Here is a 17,293-nt window from a genome sequence, read left to right on the forward strand (position 1 = left end):
AAAGAACAGCGGATTGCATAATAGTGACAAATATCATTTTAGATGCTTCTAAAATCTATGTTTTATATTTGTGGCAAAATTTTTGTAAAAGGAAAGCCATGAAAAATATTTTTAGCTTATTCATCATCTTATTTTTTAGTTGGGGTCATGCTCAAAAACTGGATAATATACAATCTGGGGAAGTCTTGAATTACCGAATTCATTACGGATTTCTGAATGCTGGAACCGCAACTTTAACAACCTTGAAAACCACTTACCAAGGAAAACCCCATTTTTATGTTAAAGGATACGGAAGAACATCCGGCGCAGTTCGTGCGTTTTTTAAGGTAGAAGATAATTACGAAAGTTTCATTAATTACAATACTGGATTGCCAAGTTTTTATGTGCGAAATGTGCAAGAAGGTTCATACACGCAGCATCTTGAAACTGCATTTAATCATGACAATAATACTTTGATCTTAAGTGATAAAGAAAAAAATACGTCGAAAGTTGTAAAATCTGTAAAAGATGTTCAAGACATGCTTTCTGCTTTTTATTATTTAAGAAGTTTAGATTCTACCGATTTAAAAGTGGGAAATGTAAAAAAACTAAAAGTTTGGATTGATGATGAATTATTTCCTTTCCAGCTCAAAGTGGTAGGAACAGAAAATGTAAATACCAAATTTGGAACAATCAATTGTTTAAAAATCGTTCCCCAAGTGATTAGTGGTCGTGTTTTTAAAGATAAAGAAGGTGTAACACTTTGGGTGAGCAATGATAAAAACCTGATCCCAATTGCTGTAAAAGCAGAACTTGCCGTTGGTTCTTTGAAAGCAAGTTTAGAGTCCTACAAAAATGTAAAATATCCGTTGAGATTTTAAATAAAATTTTCACCTTCAAAAATATAAAATCGGCTTTGGTCGATTTTTTTTTGTGCGATGTAACAAATTATATAAAATAGTTGTCTTATACATAATAAAACAAAAAACTTCATGAAACCTCGATTACTGTCCACAGTTCTTCTATTTTTTTTCCTCCATTTATTTTCGCAAAAAGCAGAAAATGATAGCATTCCGAGAAAAAAGATCGTTGCAGTAAAAACAAATAACACCATAAAAATCGATGGAATTTTCGATGAAGAAGCGTGGAGCAAGGCACCGATTGCCACTAATTTCATTCAGAGAAGTCCTGAAAATGGAGTTCCGGTTCCGGATTCTTTACGAACCGAAGTAAAAATCCTCTACGATGATACGGGAGTTTACTTTGGTGCACAAATGTATGATCCACATCCCGAAAAAATCGCAAAAGAAATGGTAGAGCGAGATAACGTAGGTAATGATGATATATTTGGTGTTGTTTTAAATGGATATAATGACAAACAGCAAAGTTTAGAATTTCTGGTGATGCCGACTGGTGTACAATATGACGCGAAAATAACCAACGATAATGGTGAAGATTCTTCCTGGAACGGAGTTTGGTATAGCGCCGCAAAAATCAATGAAAAAGGATGGTTTGCCGAAATTAAAATTCCGTACTCCGAATTGCGCTTTCCAAAAAACAAAGTTCAGGATTGGGGATTCAATATCGTGCGAAGAATTCAACGAACCAAAGTAATGTATGATTGGAATCTTGTGAACAACTAAAAAGGAAACTACAATCTTTACGATGGAATAATCCAAGGAATAGAAAATATAAAACCACCACTCCGCCTCTCCTTTATGCCATATATTTCTACTTATGTGAATAATTTCGCAGGAAAAACCACAGGTAATTTTAATGGTGGAATGGATTTAAAATACGGAATTAACGACGCTTTTACCTTAGATGTTACGTTGATTCCCGATTTTGGTCAAGCTTCTTTTGATAATACCATCTTAAATTTAACGCCTTTCGAACAGCAATTTTCTGAGCAGCGATCGTTCTTTACAGAAGGTACAGAATTATTCAGCAAAGGTGATCTCTTTTATTCCCGAAGAGTTGGCGGCAATCCTTCACGCTATCCAAATGTGTCCGAAAACGAAACCGTGTCCGAATATCCCTCGAAAGTAAAACTATTCAATGCTTTTAAAATTTCGGGTCGCACCAAAAAAGGATTGGGAATCGGGATTTTTAATGGAGTCACTGAAAAAATGGAAGCTACCATCACCGATAATAATTCCGGAGCGACCAGAAAAGAAGTCGTAGAACCGTGGACCAATTATAATGTTTTGGTTTTTGATCAACGTTTTCATGAAAATTCATCAGTTACATTGGTCAATACAAATACTACGAGAACCGGAGATTTTCGCGATGCTAATGCAACCGGACTTTTATGGAACATCAGCAACAAAGCAAATACCTACAGCTACTACGGAAATATAAAAGGAAGTTGGGTGATGGATGACGGAACCAAATTTGGAAGCAGAGGAACCGTAGGAGTTGGAAAATTTTCCGGTCAAAACCGCTTTGAACTCCTTGCCAATTACGTGAATAAAGATTGGGACATCAACGATTTAGGATTTTCAACTTCCACCAATTATGCAAGTTATAGAGGATGGTACGGTTATAGAGCTTTAAAACCCACCAAAAAATTCAACAATATTTTCCTTAATTTCAATTTGAATTACGACCATCGCTTAGATAACTTTCTGTATTCAAATTTTAGGTTCAATCATAATAATCAGTTTACGAATAAAAACTTCGAAAGTTTCGGTGGCGGAATTGAATTTACCCCTTTTGGTGAAAACGACATTTATGAACCACGAACGTTCACACGCCATTTAAAAGTTCCCGGATATTTCGATAGCTGGATTTGGTTCGAAAGCGACAGTCGAAAAAAATTACAGTTCAACGTCAATTTCGATTATTATGCTTACGATTCAAAGGCCAGAAATAAAGTAAGTACCTCTTTATACCTTCGCTATAGAGCTACAGATCAACTCAATTTAGTTTGGCAGTTCAATCCTGTTTTCAGCAATAATGAAATCGGTTTTGCAGGAAAAGACAGCAACAATATTTACATGGGAAGAAGACAACGAAACACCTACGAAAACAGCATTTCTGGAAAATATACCTTAAATAATAAAATGGCACTATCATTAGCGTTCCGTCATTATTTTTCAGATGTTACGTACAAGCAGTTTTATTCCTTAAATACCGATGGAAGCATTAATCCCGATACCAATTTCACGAAAAATACAAACGGAACGTTCAATTCTTGGAATGTAGATTTGCGCTATTCATGGTGGTTTGCTCCTGGAAGTCAGTTAACATTGCTTTATAGAAATGCCATTCAAAATTATCTTGATACTTCCAGAATGACGGTAACAAATAATTTCGAAACCCTTTTCGATGAACCGATGGTCAATAACCTTTCTTTGAAAGTAACGTATTTTATAGATTATAATCGAGCGAAACACTGGTTTAAAAAAGGATCGTAAACGAGTCCTGAAAATGATTATAAAAAAAACTTCCAAAAAATATTGGAAGTTTTTTTTATTTAAAATATTGATTTAAAGCGATTTAAACTGCTCCAACATTCTCTTGTCATTTTCAAAAAACATACGAATGTCGCTCATCTGATACATCAACATGGCGATTCGTTCGATTCCCATTCCAAAAGCGTAACCAGAATATTTATCGGCATCAATATTTACATTTTTCAAAACCGCAGGATCCACCATTCCGCAACCCATAATTTCAAGCCAACCTGTTCCTTTGGTAATTCTGTAATCTGTTTCAGAATTCAAACCCCAATAAACATCAACTTCCGCACTTGGTTCGGTGAACGGAAAATAGGAAGGTCTTAATCTGATTTTCGATTTTCCGAAAAGTTCGGTAGTGAAAAACTGAATCGTTTGTTTAAGATCGGCAAAACTTACATTTTCGTCGATATACAAACCTTCTATTTGATGGAAAATACAGTGTGAACGCGAAGAAATTGCTTCATTTCTGAAAACCCTTCCCGGAGATAAAATCCTGATCGGCGGTTGGTTTTCCTCCATATATCGAATCTGAACCGAAGAAGTATGCGTTCTGAGCAAAAGATCAGGATTGGTTTCGATGAAAAAAGTATCCTGCATATCGCGCGCTGGATGATATTCCGGCAAATTAAGCGCGGTAAAATTATGCCAATCGTCTTCAATTTCCGGTCCGTCTGCAATGGCAAAACCAATAGATTTAAAGATCTCAATAATTCTGTTTTTCACCAAATTGATCGGATGGCGTGATCCTAATTCCGAGGGAAATCCCGGTCTGGTCAAATCTTCTTTTTCGAGAATCAAGGTAGAACTTGTCGCAGATTTCAAATCTTCCAATTTGGTTTCAACAGCTTGTTTTAGGGTATTAATTTTCTGCCCGAATTCTTTTTTCTGTTCGTTGGGAACTTCTTTGAACTGCGCCAAAATATCATTAATCAACCCTTTTTTACCACTAAATTTAATGCGGAATTGCTCAATTTCATCTTTACTTACCGTACTGAAATTACTTACTTCAACCAATAATTCCTCAATTTTTTCTAACATTTCTTTAAATATAATTGGGTACAAAAATACGATTTTTCAACGAAAACGATGAACTGCCATCTCACAAAGATTGGATATCAAGTACAGATAACACCAAATACGTGCAATTTTTTTGTGATTTTACTTTAAAAACTATCTTATGAAATCTAAAAACTGCTCGATAGCTTTTTTTCGATGGCTGATTTTGTTTTTTTCCTCCGCTTTCATTTCTGCAAAAGTAATGTCATAGTGGTCTGGAATAAAAATAGGATCATAACCAAATCCTTTTTCGCCCCGAATTTCTTTGGTCAAATTACCATAAACTCGGCCTTCAAAATAGTTCACTCCAGTTTCGTCAACCAAACACATTACGGTAATAAAATAGGCTTTGCGATTTTCATTACCCTTCAATTCCTCCAAGACTTTTGCCATGTTTTTTGCAAAATCATGATTTCCTGCATATCGCGCAGAATAAATTCCTGGTCTTCCGTCTAAAGCTTCTACAACCAAACCAGAATCGTCGCCAAGACTTGCTTTTCCGGTATGCTCAAAACAGTATTTTGCTTTAATGAGCGCATTGTCGTGAAAAGTTAATCCGTCTTCTACAATTTCATCGTGAATATGATAATCTGTTAAAGAAGTGACCTTGAATTGGTCTCCTAAAATTTGTTGAATTTCTTCCTTTTTATGCTGATTGTGCGTTGCGATGAGGATTTCTTTGGTCATGAGTAATGAATGATGCGTGATAATTAATGAGTAATTTTTAGAAATGATTAATTTTCGGAATAATGAACGCGGTATTTCTTCATAAAAAGATAGTAGAATACGCTGAATAAAACAATTCCCACTCCTAAAATGAGCCATTCTGAAACTTTGAAAGTATCTGCAAAACTCTCCGTTTGTCCATAAAAAACAAGAATGGAAGAAACCAAATTATTGAAAGCATGCAAAAGAATGGATAAAAGCAATGATTTAGTTTTGTAATAAACCAATCCTAGAACAGAACCGAGCAAAACCGCACCTACAAATTGCCACGGATTCCCATGAACCACTCCAAAAACGAGTGCTGCAATTGCAATCGCTTTCCAGGGTTTTACGCCTTTGTTGATTAATCCTTTCTGAATAATTCCACGGAAAACGATTTCCTCAAAGATGGGCGCCATAATGACAGCTAAAAAAATCAATGTTCCTTTATCGGAAGTCATCTGCTCCATCATTTTTGAAAAATATTGATAATATTCCCCGAAAAAGGGACCACTTATCGGGATTTGAGCGGTAACAAATTCCCCGATCAACATCATTCCAAACATCATTGGGAAAATTAAAAGATAAGTAACAAAATTAGTAGGCGAGAAATTAAAGTTCAGTTTTCTACCTGTTTGTGGTCTTGCAATAAAATAATCAAAAGCGAAGATGGCTCCCAAAAATCCGGCGGCATTGGCAATTAATAAATAAAAATCTTGGTATTGCAGATTTTCTTTCAAGGCAAAAATAGAAATTACATTCGCGATTGCGACGATCGAACTGCCTACAATCATACCGCCAATTAAGGCTAAAGTTCCTTGCCAATTGAATATATAATTATTTTTGAGATCATTTTTTTCCATTTATTTCCGTTTCAGCAAAGGTAATTTTTTTTAACACCCCATCAAAATTCAAAGAATTTTGCGACCCCTCTGTGAGACGGGAATTTTTCCATTTTCAAGTCTCACAAAAAAACACGATTTTTGCAGTCTCAAAATTTATTATGTCAGAACTGATCAAGGAAATAGAAAGAAGAAAAACCTTCGGAATTATCTCGCATCCCGATGCGGGAAAAACCACGCTTACTGAAAAACTGCTTCTTTTTGGAGGCGCTATTCAAGAAGCTGGAGCCGTAAAATCTAACAAAATTAAAAAAGGCGCCACTTCCGATTTTATGGAAATTGAAAGACAGAGAGGAATTTCTGTAGCGACTTCCGTTTTGGCTTTTGAATATAAAAATCACAAAATAAACATCCTCGATACTCCCGGTCACAAAGATTTTGCGGAAGATACGTATCGAACTTTAACCGCTGTGGATTCGGTCATCGTCGTAATCGATGTTGCAAAAGGAGTCGAAGAACAAACGGAAAAACTCGTGAAAGTTTGCCGAATGAGGAATATTCCCATGCTGGTTTTCATCAATAAATTAGACCGTGAAGGAAAAGATGCCTTTGATTTATTAGATGAAGTGGAACAAAAACTAGGTTTAACCGTAGTTCCGCTTTCTTTACCTATCGGAATGGGCGGCGATTTTCAAGGAATTTATAATATCTGGGAAAATAATATTCAGTTATTTTTAGAAGAGAAAAAACAGAAAGTTGGCGAAGCGATCAAATTTGATGACATCAATGATTCTAAAATTGATGAAATCATCGGTGCAAAAGCGGCTTCCAATTTAAGAGAAGAGCTGGAATTGGTGCAATCGGTTTATCCAGAATTTAACCGAGAAGATTATTTGAATGGGGATTTACAGCCAGTTTTCTTTGGTTCTGCCTTAAATAATTTCGGAGTTCGGGAATTGTTGGATGCTTTTATCGAAATCGCGCCAAAACCTCAACCGAAAGAAAGCGATACAAGACTCGTAGAACCTGAAGAAAAACAATTTACCGGTTTTATCTTTAAAATTCACGCCAACATGGATCCGAAACACCGCGACCGATTGGCTTTCGTGAAAATCGTATCTGGAACCTTTAAGAGAAATGAAAATTATTTATTGGTAAGAGAAAACAAAAAAATGAAGTTTTCTTCGCCAAACGCCTTTTTCGCAGACAAAAAAGAAGTGGTTGACGAAAGTTTTCCGGGAGATATTGTAGGACTTCACGATACTGGAAATTTCAGAATTGGCGATACTTTGACAGGTGGCGAAAAAATATCTTTCAAAGGTGTTCCTAGTTTTTCTCCGGAACATTTCCGCTATATCAATAATGATGATCCGTTGAAAGCGAAACAATTGGCAAAAGGAATCGATCAGTTGATGGATGAAGGAGTGGCGCAATTATTCACGCTCGAAATGAACAACCGGAAAATTATTGGAACTGTTGGTGCGCTTCAATACGAAGTTATTCAGTACCGATTGGAACATGAATACGGCGCAAAATGCAATTACGAACCGCTTTCAATTCACAAAGCATGTTGGATTGAAGCAGACGAAAAATCAGAAGAGTTCAAGGAATTCGCACGTTTGAAACAGCGATTTATGGCGAAAGACAAATACGGACAACCTGTTTTCTTGGCAGATTCTTCGTTTACGATTCACATGACGCAAGAGAAGTTCCCGAATGTGAAACTGCATTTTATCAGTGAATTTAAGAATGCACAATAAATGATGTCTCGTTGATTAGGCTGATTTTGGAGAGAATGAACCTTATCAAGGTTTAAAACCTTGACAAGGTTGGAATCCTTTTATTAGTGAATTTAAGCAGCAATAGTATTTTCAAGAACAAAAACATTTTCGCTCTATATTTTTAAAACAACAATCAGCTCAGCTTTTTTTAAGGAGAAATAGGGTTTATAAAAGTGCACTTCATTTGTAGTAATGAGGTTTCGAAAGAAATATTAACTTTTGTATTTCCTGCCTTGAAAACTTGATGATTCGAAGAATAATTGGAAACAAACCTCTTCTTCAAGTTTGTAAAGTTCTTGTAAATTGATTTGCAAAAGCCAAAAAATCAAGCTCTTAATCTTTTTAAGAGCTTTTTTTTATTTTGAAAGGAATACTATTTGATTCTACTTCTAGTTATAAAACCAAATAAAATCATGAAGAAAATCCTTCTTTCCTTTTTTATTGCGAGTGCATTAATTTCTTGTGATAAAAACACCATTCAGCAAACCACAGATTCTATAAAAAGTGCAGACAGTCTGTTCACCAAAGCAAATGACGGTCTGAAAACTTTGGATTCTATTTCCAAAACCATTAATGATTCTAATGGCATTCCAAACAAAGTTATTCTTCCAGAAATTCAGAAACAGAAAAAAGTAATCGACAGTACCTTCAGAAATGGTGGTTACCAAATTGACTCCATTAATAAAGAGATTGAAAAAATTACAAAAAATGTCGGGGTCGGAACGGAAGTCGTGAAAACGTTGGATTCTGCGAATGAATCTATTAAAAATGGTGAAAGTGCCATTAAAGTTCTAACCAAGGCAGCTGATCAAATCATTAACCAAACAAAACGCCAAACACCGACAGAAAGACCGTCTCCCAATACTGCGGAAAAAAATCAAAATAATACCGTGGTTATTCCACCCATTGTGGAGCGAAATCCATTGGTGAAAACAGCCAAAATAGAAATTGAAGTCGAAAATCTGGAAACTGCGAAATCGCTTTTGCAAGAGAAAATCAGAGCGAACAATGCCGATTTGGTGACAGAAAATTACAGTCAGACGGAAGGTTTTCAAAGAGAATATGTAACGGTGAAAGTGCCGCTCAATCATTTTGATCAATTGGTGGATGATGTTTCTGCGGAAATTGGAACTTTAAAAACAAAAGAACTCACCGCTGAAGGAATGGATTATGTTTCTGGACAAATGGGCGATGTAGAAATTACATTGGTTCAAAATGACCAACTCGCGGGAAACGCTTTAAGTAAAGGCGAAACGGAAAAAGACTCCAATACTTTCGGCTCTAAATCTTCAAATGCTTTTATGGATGGTTTTGCGGTTTTAGGAACCGTGTTTATTGCGATTCTTCCTTTTTGGCCATTGTTCCTCATTGCAGGACTTATTTGGTATTTTGTGCGCAGAAACAAGCGAAATAAAGAACAGAAAGCCCTTGAAAACATCCAACCAGAATCAAACCCAGAACCCATTCAAAAAGAGGAAATTCCAACAGAAAGCATTGAGAAAACGGAAACCGCAAAAAATGATCAACCCGATTATTCCAAATATTTACCGAAAGAATAAGTGGAACACTTTAAAAAGAGAAAATGAGAAAGCGTTGAATCAACTTAGCTTTCCGCCTGTCATCACATAAAAAAAGATTCCAGCTGCGATTAGTAAAACAACGTAAATAATGGTGAGGATTTTTTGCTTCTTTAAAATTGATAAAAGCAATATGCCTAAAATCCCAACCACCAAAACACTCATTTTCTGATTCGGATCTTTGAGAAACAGAGAAACAGCGATGAGTCCTAAAGACAGCAAATGAACAACACGTTCTCTTTTTAATATCAATTCTTTCATGGCCCAAAAATAAGAAATCCTTTCAACTGTTTGAAAGGATTTCTTTTTATATTTCAAATGAATTTTTTGACTGTTCATCATGGGTCATTTGCAATCGCCAAATTGAGCGTTACTGGACTTTAAAATCCAATTATTGCTTGGCTATTTCATGTTCACCACTTTATCTACAACATAAGTGGTATTTCCGCGCCACGGAAGAACACCGTGGTATTCTTTGTAATGCAAATCGAAGGTTTTTCCGTTGTTCTCTTCTAACTGTTTAAAAACCACTTCGTCTTCAATCGAAAATTCGAACTCATAGCTCGTTAAACTTCCGGTTTTTGAGTTGGCTCCGAAACCTTGTTGAATGAGTTTTCCTTCGTAAGTTTTGAAGATATTTCCCTTTTTCACTGCATAATTTAAGACTCCAGATTTTACGCCTTCACCAAAGACGAAATAGTATTTGTAATAAACAAATCCACTAATAAAGAGGAGAACAGCAACCAGAATGATCCAAAAATATTTCATGAAGTGGGAGTTTTTATTATTTAGAATTCTTAACGATGCTTCTTGAAATTACAATTTTCTGAATCTCTGAAGTACCCTCATAAATCTGAGTAATTTTTGCATCGCGCATCATTCTTTCTACATGGTATTCTTTTACATAACCGTAACCACCGTGAATTTGAACTGCTTCAATACTTGTATCCATTGCAACTTGGGAGGAATATAGTTTTGCCATTGCGCCGATTTCAGAAATATCTTTTCCTTCATCTTTCTCCACAGCTGCTTTGTAACACAACATTCTTGCCGCCATAATGGAGGTTGCCATGTCTGCTAATTTAAAGGCAATTGCTTGGTGATTGATGATTTCTGTTTTGAAGGCTTTTCTTACTTGTGCATATTTTAAGGCCAGTTCATAAGCTCCGGAAGCAATTCCTAACGCTTGAGAAGCGATCCCAATTCTACCACCATTTAAAACCGCCATTGCGAAATTAAATCCAAAACCATCTTCCCCGATTCTGTTTTCTTTCGGAATTTTCACATCGGTGAATAATAAGGAATGCGTATCGCTTCCTCTAATCCCGAGTTTGTCTTCTTTCGGACCGATTGCAAATCCTTCCCAACCTTTTTCTACGATAAATGCGTTGATCCCTTTATGTTTCTTTTCAGGATCGGTTTGCGCGATAACAATATAATACGTTGCAGTACCACCATTGGTGATCCAGTTTTTGGTTCCATTTAATATGTAATGATCTCCATGGTCAACCGCAGTGGTTTGTTGTGAAGTTGCATCAGAACCAGCTTCTGGCTCAGACAATGCAAAAGCACCAATCACTTCCCCACTTGCGAGTGGTTTCAAGTACTTCATTTTCTGCTCTTCATTACAGAACTTTTCTAATCCGGCGCAAACCAAAGAATTGTTTACCGACATTACTACCGCCGCAGAAGCATCAACTTTTGCAATTTCTTCAATGGCGAGAACATAAGAAACACTGTCCATTCCGGCACCGCCGTATTTTGGATCAACCATCATTCCAAGGAAACCCATTTCCCCCATTTTCTTTACTTGTTCGTGCGGAAATTTCTGTTGGTTGTCTCTTTCTATAACTCCAGGTAAAAGTTCAGTTTGAGCAAAATCTCTTGCAGCTTGCTGAATCATCAACTGTTCTTCTGATAAATTAAAATTCATAAAAAAGTTTATATGTTGCCGGTAAATTTACATAATTTCTTAAACGTGAAAAACAAATTATGCAAGTCTATCAATAATTCTTAAAATAGAAAAAATTGTAAACAATTAAGGATAAATATAAGCATTTTACTTAAAAATTAAGAAACAAAAATACTTTTTGCTGTTTAAAATAAAAATTATATTTTTACAAAAATGCAAAAGTACTTTAGCCAAAATAAAGCACCACTTAGAAAAATAAAGCTATGTCTATAAAAAGAATTTTCGATTTTGCTCATGAAGCATTGCAAAAATATCCGCAAGATGAAATGTTCATCACGAAATATGACGGAAAATGGGAGAAAACTTCCACCAATGAATTTTGTCATTTGGGAAATCAAATTTCCCGCGGACTTTTAAAATTAGGAATAAAACCTGGAGATAAAATCGCGCTTATTACCACTGCATCCCGCACAGAATGGGCAGTTATGGATTTAGGAATCTCGCAGATCGGGGCAGTTTCTGTACCGGTTTACCCAAGTATTTCTTCCGATGATTTCGAATATATTTTCAACAATGCCGAAGTTCAGTACTGTTTTCTTTCCGACAAAGATTTGCTGGATAAGGTTTCAAAAATCAAACAAAATGTACCTACTTTAAAAGGTGTTTTCAGTTTTGACAAGATCGAAGGAACTGCCAATTGGAAAGAAGTTTTGGATCTTGGGAAAGATGATGACACCCAAAGTGAAGTGGACGATCTCTCGCAAAGCATCAATTCTGAAGATTTGGCGACCATTATTTACACTTCTGGAACCACGGGTAAACCAAAAGGCGTGATGTTGACCCACCAAAATATTGTGTCTAATGTCATCGCTTCGAATACCAGAATTCCGCGCGTGAAAGGAATGGATTACCAAGACATCAAAATTTTAAGCTTCTTGCCGATTTGTCATATTTTCGAAAGAATGTTGTTTTACCTTTATCAATACAATGGCTACTCCATTCACTTTGCAGAAAGCATTGAGAAAATGGGCGAAAACATCAAAGAAGTTCAGCCTCATATTATGTCGGTAGTTCCACGTTTGATCGAGAAAGTATATGATAAAATTTACGACAAAGGAACAAGTGCAGGTGGTTTAAAATCTAAAATATTCTTGTGGGCACTCGGTGTAAATAAAGCCAAAATGCAACTGGGAAAACCTTCTGGATTAAAAGAAATAATTGCAGACAAACTCGTGTTTTCTAAATGGAGAGAAGGTTTGGGAGGAAATATCATTACGCTGGTTTCCGGATCTGCCGCTTTAGCTCCGAGATTGAATAAGTTATTTCAGAATGCAGGAATCCCTATTTTGGAAGGATATGGTTTAACAGAAACATCACCGGTAATCTCTGTGAACAGTTTCGGAAAAATAAAACTAGGAACGGTGGGTCATGTTTTAGAAAACCTCAACGTGAAGATTCAGGAAGATGGGGAAATTACGGTAAAAGGACCTTCAGTTTTCAAAGGATATTTTAAAAACGAAGAACAAACCGCTGAAGCATTTACACCGGAAGGTTTTTTCCGGACAGGCGATATCGGACATATTGATGATGAAGGATATCTGCACATTACCGATCGTAAGAAAGAGATGTTCAAAACATCTGGCGGAAAATACATTGCGCCACAAGTCATTGAAAACCAAGCAAAAGGCTCTAAATTTATTGAGCAAGTAATGGTGGTTGGAGACGGAGAAAAAATGCCGTGTGCCTTTATACAGCCCGACTTTAACTTTGCCAAACATTGGGCAGAAAGAAAAGCAATCAATATCGGAACTACCCCTGAAGAAATGGCAAAAAGCCCCGAATTGAAAGAACGAATCGGCAAAGAAATCGCCTACCTCAACACGAAATTAGGGAATTGGGAACAGATCAAAAAATTCGAATTGACCCCAGAAGTTTGGACCATCGAACTCGGATTGCTTACTCCTACTTTAAAATTAAAAAGAAAAGCAGTGAAAGAAAGATATCTAAAACTCTACAATGCGATGTATGGACATACGGAGTAACTTTTAAGCTTCAGATTTTAACCTTTAGAATTTTTCTTTAAAAAAGATCAATTAATGATAAGCACAGTTTCTTTAGCTGTGCTTTTTTATTAAATTTAATGGAAAACCCTCTTTTTAACCCACCCAATCATCCAATGAATCCCATTACGAAACCACCATTTGAAGTATTTCCGGTTGTTGCCAACGAAACCATCACTTTGAGGGAAATTCAATATTCTGATATTCCGGACTTGAGAGAAATTTCATTTTACAATGCGATTCCCGCAAAGACTATGGAAGAAGCTGCAGAAATGAATTCGAAAATCACCAAGGATTACAAAGCGGGGAATTCCATTCATTGAGGAATTGTGGAAAACAAGTCGGGTAAAATGGTGGGAACTTGCGGGTATTACAGAGGTTTTGAACAAGGAGCAGGCGAACTAGGTTGCGTCCTTCTATCGCAATACTGCGGACAAGGATTGATGAATTCTGCCCTGGAATTGGCCATTACCTTTGGACTCCAAACCATGAATTTAAAAAGAATTTGGGCAGCAACCACCCCGCAAAATAAGAAAGCCATTCAACTTTTAGAAAGATTAGGTTTAAAAAAAACACGCGATACGGAGGACGGAGAAGTCGAGTTTGATTTGGTGATCACTTAAAGAAGTCGATGATCACCCCTCTAAATCTGCATGCAACAAAGCAGCGTCAATTATTTCATCTAAAAGATGAGATCCTTCCTTCGTTGGAATCAAAAAGGGGTTAAGCGTTGCGTTTAATTTTGATGGCTCTTTTTTAAAAATTTATTTTAATAATGTATCTTATTTTTATAAAAAACAAAAAACAGGACCATGAAAAATCAAAAAATTATCTTTTGGGTGACCACCATGATCATCTTTTTAATGGAAGGCGTAATGCTGGCTTTTACTTCGCAAACGGAAATGGCGAAAGAAGGAATCAAACATTTAGGGTATACCGAATATTTTGGGAATGTTTTGGTCGTTTTCAAAGTTGTAGGCGCATTATTATTAATCATTCCACAAGTTCCAAAACGAATAAAAGAATGGGCGTATGCAGGTTTTGCCTTCGACTTTATTTTTGCAAGCATCAGTCATTTCGCCGTGGATGGATTTAATTTCCAATCGTTTTTCCCATTAATTATTTTGGCGGTTTTGCTTGTTTCTTACTATTCTTATCATCAATTAAATTCAGCTTCAACCCATTCTAAATAATTACAATTATAGCCCTTATTTATCCTTAGAGTCATTTCGATGGGAATGCAAAAGAAGTTTTGAATTTACACAAACCTGTTTTTGGTGGCGGGTTCGACTTGATTATTTGATGCAAAGAAAGGTCTAATCCAGAAAATTTTGTCGTGGGAAAAGGAGAAAATAAGATTATACCACTTGGTTTACCCATTGGCAAAAAGGTGTTGATGAGCACTGAGTTTAAAACTGTTTTTCGGAGCTTCTTTCAAAAATTAGCGCTATTTTTTGCCCAAAGATAAGTGGTAGAAGTTGTTTCAGCTGCACTTAAATGAGACCGTCCTAAATCAAAACTTAAAATCCCAAGAACCACGATCCAAGGTTTGTTGGTAGGCAAAACAAAATCCCAAATCGTAGCTTCCTGACTTTGGGTGGGAGATATGAGAAAATTCACGGAAGAAATCGCAGTGATTTCAAGAGGTTCTGCGTTGGGATCGAGGGAAAAAGCTTCTAATTTCAGGTGGGCAGTTTTGCATTTCTTCCGGGATTTTATTTGTTTTCCCCAATGTAAAGCCGGGATTTTCACCTTTACATGTCCTAATTCATCTAATGTATATTCTGGGTAAAACTGGGTAGCTTTCTCCCAAAGCAAATGGGCATTAAAATTAAATCCCACTAAAGCTTCTGGATTTTGAAAGGATAATTCGCCCGTTGCAGGCGGAACAGGATTTGGGGTACCTAAAGTTTTTGCCATTCTTACGCGGTGTCTCGCTGCATAACGACTGTCGGTGAGGAGAGAAAATTTTTCTACGACTACCCTTCTATATTCCTTATCTCTCGAACTTACCCATCCGAAGACCGAAGCTGCTTTTTTGGTTTCGGCAGATTGTTTCACTTTGTGGGGTTTGCTTCTCACGTATTGCTCTTTGCCATTTTGTACAAAAACCAAATTCCCAACCGCACCGCTGAGATTGCCATTTTTGGAGATTCTTGCCATAGTTTTGTGTTTTTTGAAGGGACTTTGTAGGGAGTTTCTATACCCTATCTTTTATAAAATTACAGATTAAATCAATTCAAAAGCATATTTGCTCTATATTTTTTATAGACTCGATATGGACTTGTAATGGATTTAGGTTAGAGAAATGCAGGAAATGGGTGGAATGAAGCAGTTTGCCTGTAAGACAAATATACTTCATATTAAGAAAATAAGAAAAAGGTAATGGGTATTTTTTTTGAATGGTTTTTTTGGGGAATATTTTTCTTTTGAAGTGCAGGTGGAGAAAGAAGAATAATCCATTTCAATTGGAATAGCGACTTGCAGAAATGGGGATTAAAGTACTTTAATTCAAAGCGATATCGCTCGTATTTTTGATTGTGAGAAAACTTTCTATTTCAAAAAAGCAGAAAACACGATTTGAAAAATACTTTAAAGTTTATCTAAAGGCGATTGCACATTAGAAATAGTTCTATCTGCAACATGGGTGTAGTTTAGGGTGGTTTTAATATCATTGTGCCCCATTAATTTTTGAATCAAACTAATGTCGGTTCCATATTCTAACAAATGCGTTGCATAACTATGGCGTAAACTATGAATACCTACCGTTTTAAAAATTCCGGCTTTTTTCATTGCATTTTTAAAGACCGATTGTGCGCTTCTTATCGCGTATTTTCCTCCGTATTGTCCTTCAAAAAGAAATTCTTTTGGTTTAAAATTTTTGTAATACGATCGCAAATCCTGCAAAATACTTTCCGGAAGATTCACGTAGCGGTCTTTCTTTCCCTTACCTTGTTGTATTAAGACCCGCATAGATTTGCTATCAATATCTTCAATTTTTAAATTTACAATTTCACTCACTCGAAGACCCATTCCATAGCATAATTGCAAAATTAATTTGTGTTTAGGATTATCTGTGTTGGCAATAATTTTAGAAATTTCTGAAGTATTGAGCGCTTTTGGAAGTTTTTGTTGTTTTTTTGGTCTCGGTATATCAAAAAACATTTTCTCTTTGTGCAATACTTTTTCAAAATAGAATTTTACCGCATTCATCCTGCTATGTATTGCATTTTCAGAAAGCTGAAGATTTTTGTGACAGTATAAAAAATAGCTTTGTAGTTTATCAGCACTCAAATTTTGAATCGGAAAATCTTTTATAATATAAAGAAGTTGTGCAAATTCTATCGAGTATGTTCTAATTGTATTTGGAGAAAATCCCTTTAAAACGAGCATATTTTGATATTTTTCAAACTCTGGAATATTCACTTGTGATATTTTCAACAATGCATCTTTACCAATAATTTTTGCGGGTAAATTGCAGATTTCTCTATTAAAAGTATTATCAAGCAGATACCAAGTTTTTTTAGAATTGCTCCATTTTGGTTGAGAAGTATTTTTTAATATTTTTATTAATTGAAAATCTTTCACAAAAACAACCCAAATAACGTATTTACCATTATGATTGCCTAGAGAAAAACTAAACAAACTTTGATCTAAAAATTTAACTGCATTTACTATTTCCATAAATAGGATATTTAAAATACGCAAAAGTAAAAATTTTTCAAGAGATATACAAAATACGCAATAGAGAAAAAATATAAAGCACTAACAATCAGTAAAATAAATATTTTTGATATTAAAAAAACTTGCGTATATTTGAGAGTTAGAGCGCAATTTTATAAGCCAGATTGGTTTTTTTGTTGAAAAGATTGGTGTATAAATCAGGGATTAAAAGAATCAAAATATAATATTTTGAT

At 35.6% G+C, this 17,293-nt stretch carries 17 protein-coding genes; 9 read left to right on the top strand and 8 right to left on the bottom strand.

Features of this window, described 5'->3' with window-relative positions; all coding sequences use genetic code 11:
- Nucleotides 1-98: 98 nt before the first annotated feature.
- The 3 genes from BW932_RS11010 to BW932_RS11015 all read left to right on the top strand — a co-directional run bounded on the left by BW932_RS11010 (nucleotide 99) and on the right by BW932_RS11015 (nucleotide 3,398).
- Nucleotides 99-860, top strand: a complete 762-nt coding sequence (locus tag BW932_RS11010) for a DUF3108 domain-containing protein (RefSeq protein WP_076387575.1) — start codon at nucleotides 99-101, stop codon at nucleotides 858-860.
- Between the two features lie 111 nt (nucleotides 861-971).
- A complete protein-coding gene (locus BW932_RS14405) occupies nucleotides 972-1,622 on the top strand; it encodes a carbohydrate binding family 9 domain-containing protein (RefSeq protein ID WP_245820717.1) in 651 nt (216 codons plus the stop codon).
- 48 nt (nucleotides 1,623-1,670) lie between these two features.
- Nucleotides 1,671-3,398, top strand: a complete 1,728-nt coding sequence (locus tag BW932_RS11015) for a DUF5916 domain-containing protein (RefSeq protein ID WP_262493364.1) — start codon at nucleotides 1,671-1,673, stop codon at nucleotides 3,396-3,398.
- 72 nt (nucleotides 3,399-3,470) lie between these two features.
- On the opposite strand, the gene pheS is transcribed toward BW932_RS11015, so the two are convergent.
- The 3 genes from pheS to BW932_RS11030 form a co-directional block, all read right to left on the bottom strand.
- Complete coding sequence (gene pheS / locus BW932_RS11020; RefSeq protein ID WP_076387557.1) at nucleotides 3,471-4,481, bottom strand: phenylalanine--tRNA ligase subunit alpha; 1,011 nt, start codon at nucleotides 4,479-4,481, stop codon at nucleotides 3,471-3,473.
- Between the two features lie 132 nt (nucleotides 4,482-4,613).
- A complete protein-coding gene (gene rdgB, locus BW932_RS11025) occupies nucleotides 4,614-5,186 on the bottom strand; it encodes an RdgB/HAM1 family non-canonical purine NTP pyrophosphatase (protein WP_076387558.1) in 573 nt (190 codons plus the stop codon).
- Nucleotides 5,187-5,233: 47 nt separating this feature from the next.
- A complete protein-coding gene (locus tag BW932_RS11030) occupies nucleotides 5,234-6,067 on the bottom strand; it encodes a CPBP family intramembrane glutamic endopeptidase (RefSeq protein ID WP_076387559.1) in 834 nt (277 codons plus the stop codon).
- A 140-nt stretch (nucleotides 6,068-6,207) separates the two neighbouring features.
- Between BW932_RS11030 and BW932_RS11035 the strand changes: the two genes are divergently transcribed.
- Nucleotides 6,208-7,806: a peptide chain release factor 3 gene (locus BW932_RS11035; protein ID WP_076387560.1), complete on the top strand. Its 1,599-nt coding sequence runs from the start codon at nucleotides 6,208-6,210 to the stop codon at nucleotides 7,804-7,806.
- A 434-nt stretch (nucleotides 7,807-8,240) separates the two neighbouring features.
- The gene (locus tag BW932_RS11040; RefSeq protein ID WP_076387561.1) at nucleotides 8,241-9,386 is read left to right on the top strand and encodes a DUF4349 domain-containing protein; all 1,146 of its coding nucleotides are present in this window, start codon (nucleotides 8,241-8,243) and stop codon (nucleotides 9,384-9,386) included.
- Nucleotides 9,387-9,425: 39 nt separating this feature from the next.
- Here BW932_RS11040 and BW932_RS11045 read toward each other — a convergent pair whose 3' ends face one another.
- Genes BW932_RS11045 through BW932_RS11055 form a run of 3 tightly spaced genes read right to left on the bottom strand, consistent with a single transcriptional unit; the run spans nucleotide 9,426 to nucleotide 11,337 of the window.
- Complete coding sequence (locus tag BW932_RS11045; RefSeq protein WP_076387562.1) at nucleotides 9,426-9,746, bottom strand: hypothetical protein; 321 nt, start codon at nucleotides 9,744-9,746, stop codon at nucleotides 9,426-9,428.
- Nucleotides 9,747-9,806: 60 nt separating this feature from the next.
- A complete protein-coding gene (locus BW932_RS11050; protein ID WP_076387563.1) occupies nucleotides 9,807-10,172 on the bottom strand; it encodes a hypothetical protein in 366 nt (121 codons plus the stop codon).
- A gap of 16 nt (nucleotides 10,173-10,188) precedes the next feature.
- Nucleotides 10,189-11,337 carry an acyl-CoA dehydrogenase gene (locus BW932_RS11055; protein ID WP_076387564.1) on the bottom strand — a complete coding sequence of 383 codons (1,149 nt, stop codon included), beginning with the start codon at nucleotides 11,335-11,337 and terminating at the stop codon, nucleotides 10,189-10,191.
- A gap of 242 nt (nucleotides 11,338-11,579) precedes the next feature.
- Between BW932_RS11055 and BW932_RS11060 the strand changes: the two genes are divergently transcribed.
- The 4 genes from BW932_RS11060 to BW932_RS11070 all read left to right on the top strand — a co-directional run bounded on the left by BW932_RS11060 (nucleotide 11,580) and on the right by BW932_RS11070 (nucleotide 14,569).
- Nucleotides 11,580-13,358: an AMP-dependent synthetase/ligase gene (locus BW932_RS11060; RefSeq protein ID WP_076387565.1), complete on the top strand. Its 1,779-nt coding sequence runs from the start codon at nucleotides 11,580-11,582 to the stop codon at nucleotides 13,356-13,358.
- A gap of 98 nt (nucleotides 13,359-13,456) precedes the next feature.
- Entirely contained in the window at nucleotides 13,457-13,699 is a 243-nt protein-coding gene (locus BW932_RS14410) for a hypothetical protein (RefSeq protein WP_245820720.1), read from the top strand.
- A 6-nt stretch (nucleotides 13,700-13,705) separates the two neighbouring features.
- Entirely contained in the window at nucleotides 13,706-13,999 is a 294-nt protein-coding gene (locus BW932_RS14415; RefSeq protein WP_245820722.1) for a GNAT family N-acetyltransferase, read from the top strand.
- Nucleotides 14,000-14,188: 189 nt separating this feature from the next.
- A complete protein-coding gene (locus BW932_RS11070) occupies nucleotides 14,189-14,569 on the top strand; it encodes a DoxX family protein (RefSeq protein WP_076387566.1) in 381 nt (126 codons plus the stop codon).
- 241 nt (nucleotides 14,570-14,810) lie between these two features.
- Here BW932_RS11070 and BW932_RS11075 read toward each other — a convergent pair whose 3' ends face one another.
- Nucleotides 14,811-15,539, bottom strand: a complete 729-nt coding sequence (locus tag BW932_RS11075) for a hypothetical protein (protein WP_076387567.1) — start codon at nucleotides 15,537-15,539, stop codon at nucleotides 14,811-14,813.
- A gap of 429 nt (nucleotides 15,540-15,968) precedes the next feature.
- Nucleotides 15,969-17,060: a tyrosine-type recombinase/integrase gene (locus tag BW932_RS11080; protein ID WP_076387568.1), complete on the bottom strand. Its 1,092-nt coding sequence runs from the start codon at nucleotides 17,058-17,060 to the stop codon at nucleotides 15,969-15,971.
- Nucleotides 17,061-17,293: the final 233 nt, after the last annotated feature.

Origin of the sequence: Kaistella chaponensis, from assembly GCF_900156725.1 — a bacterium.
GTDB classification, from domain to species: domain Bacteria; phylum Bacteroidota; class Bacteroidia; order Flavobacteriales; family Weeksellaceae; genus Kaistella; species Kaistella chaponensis.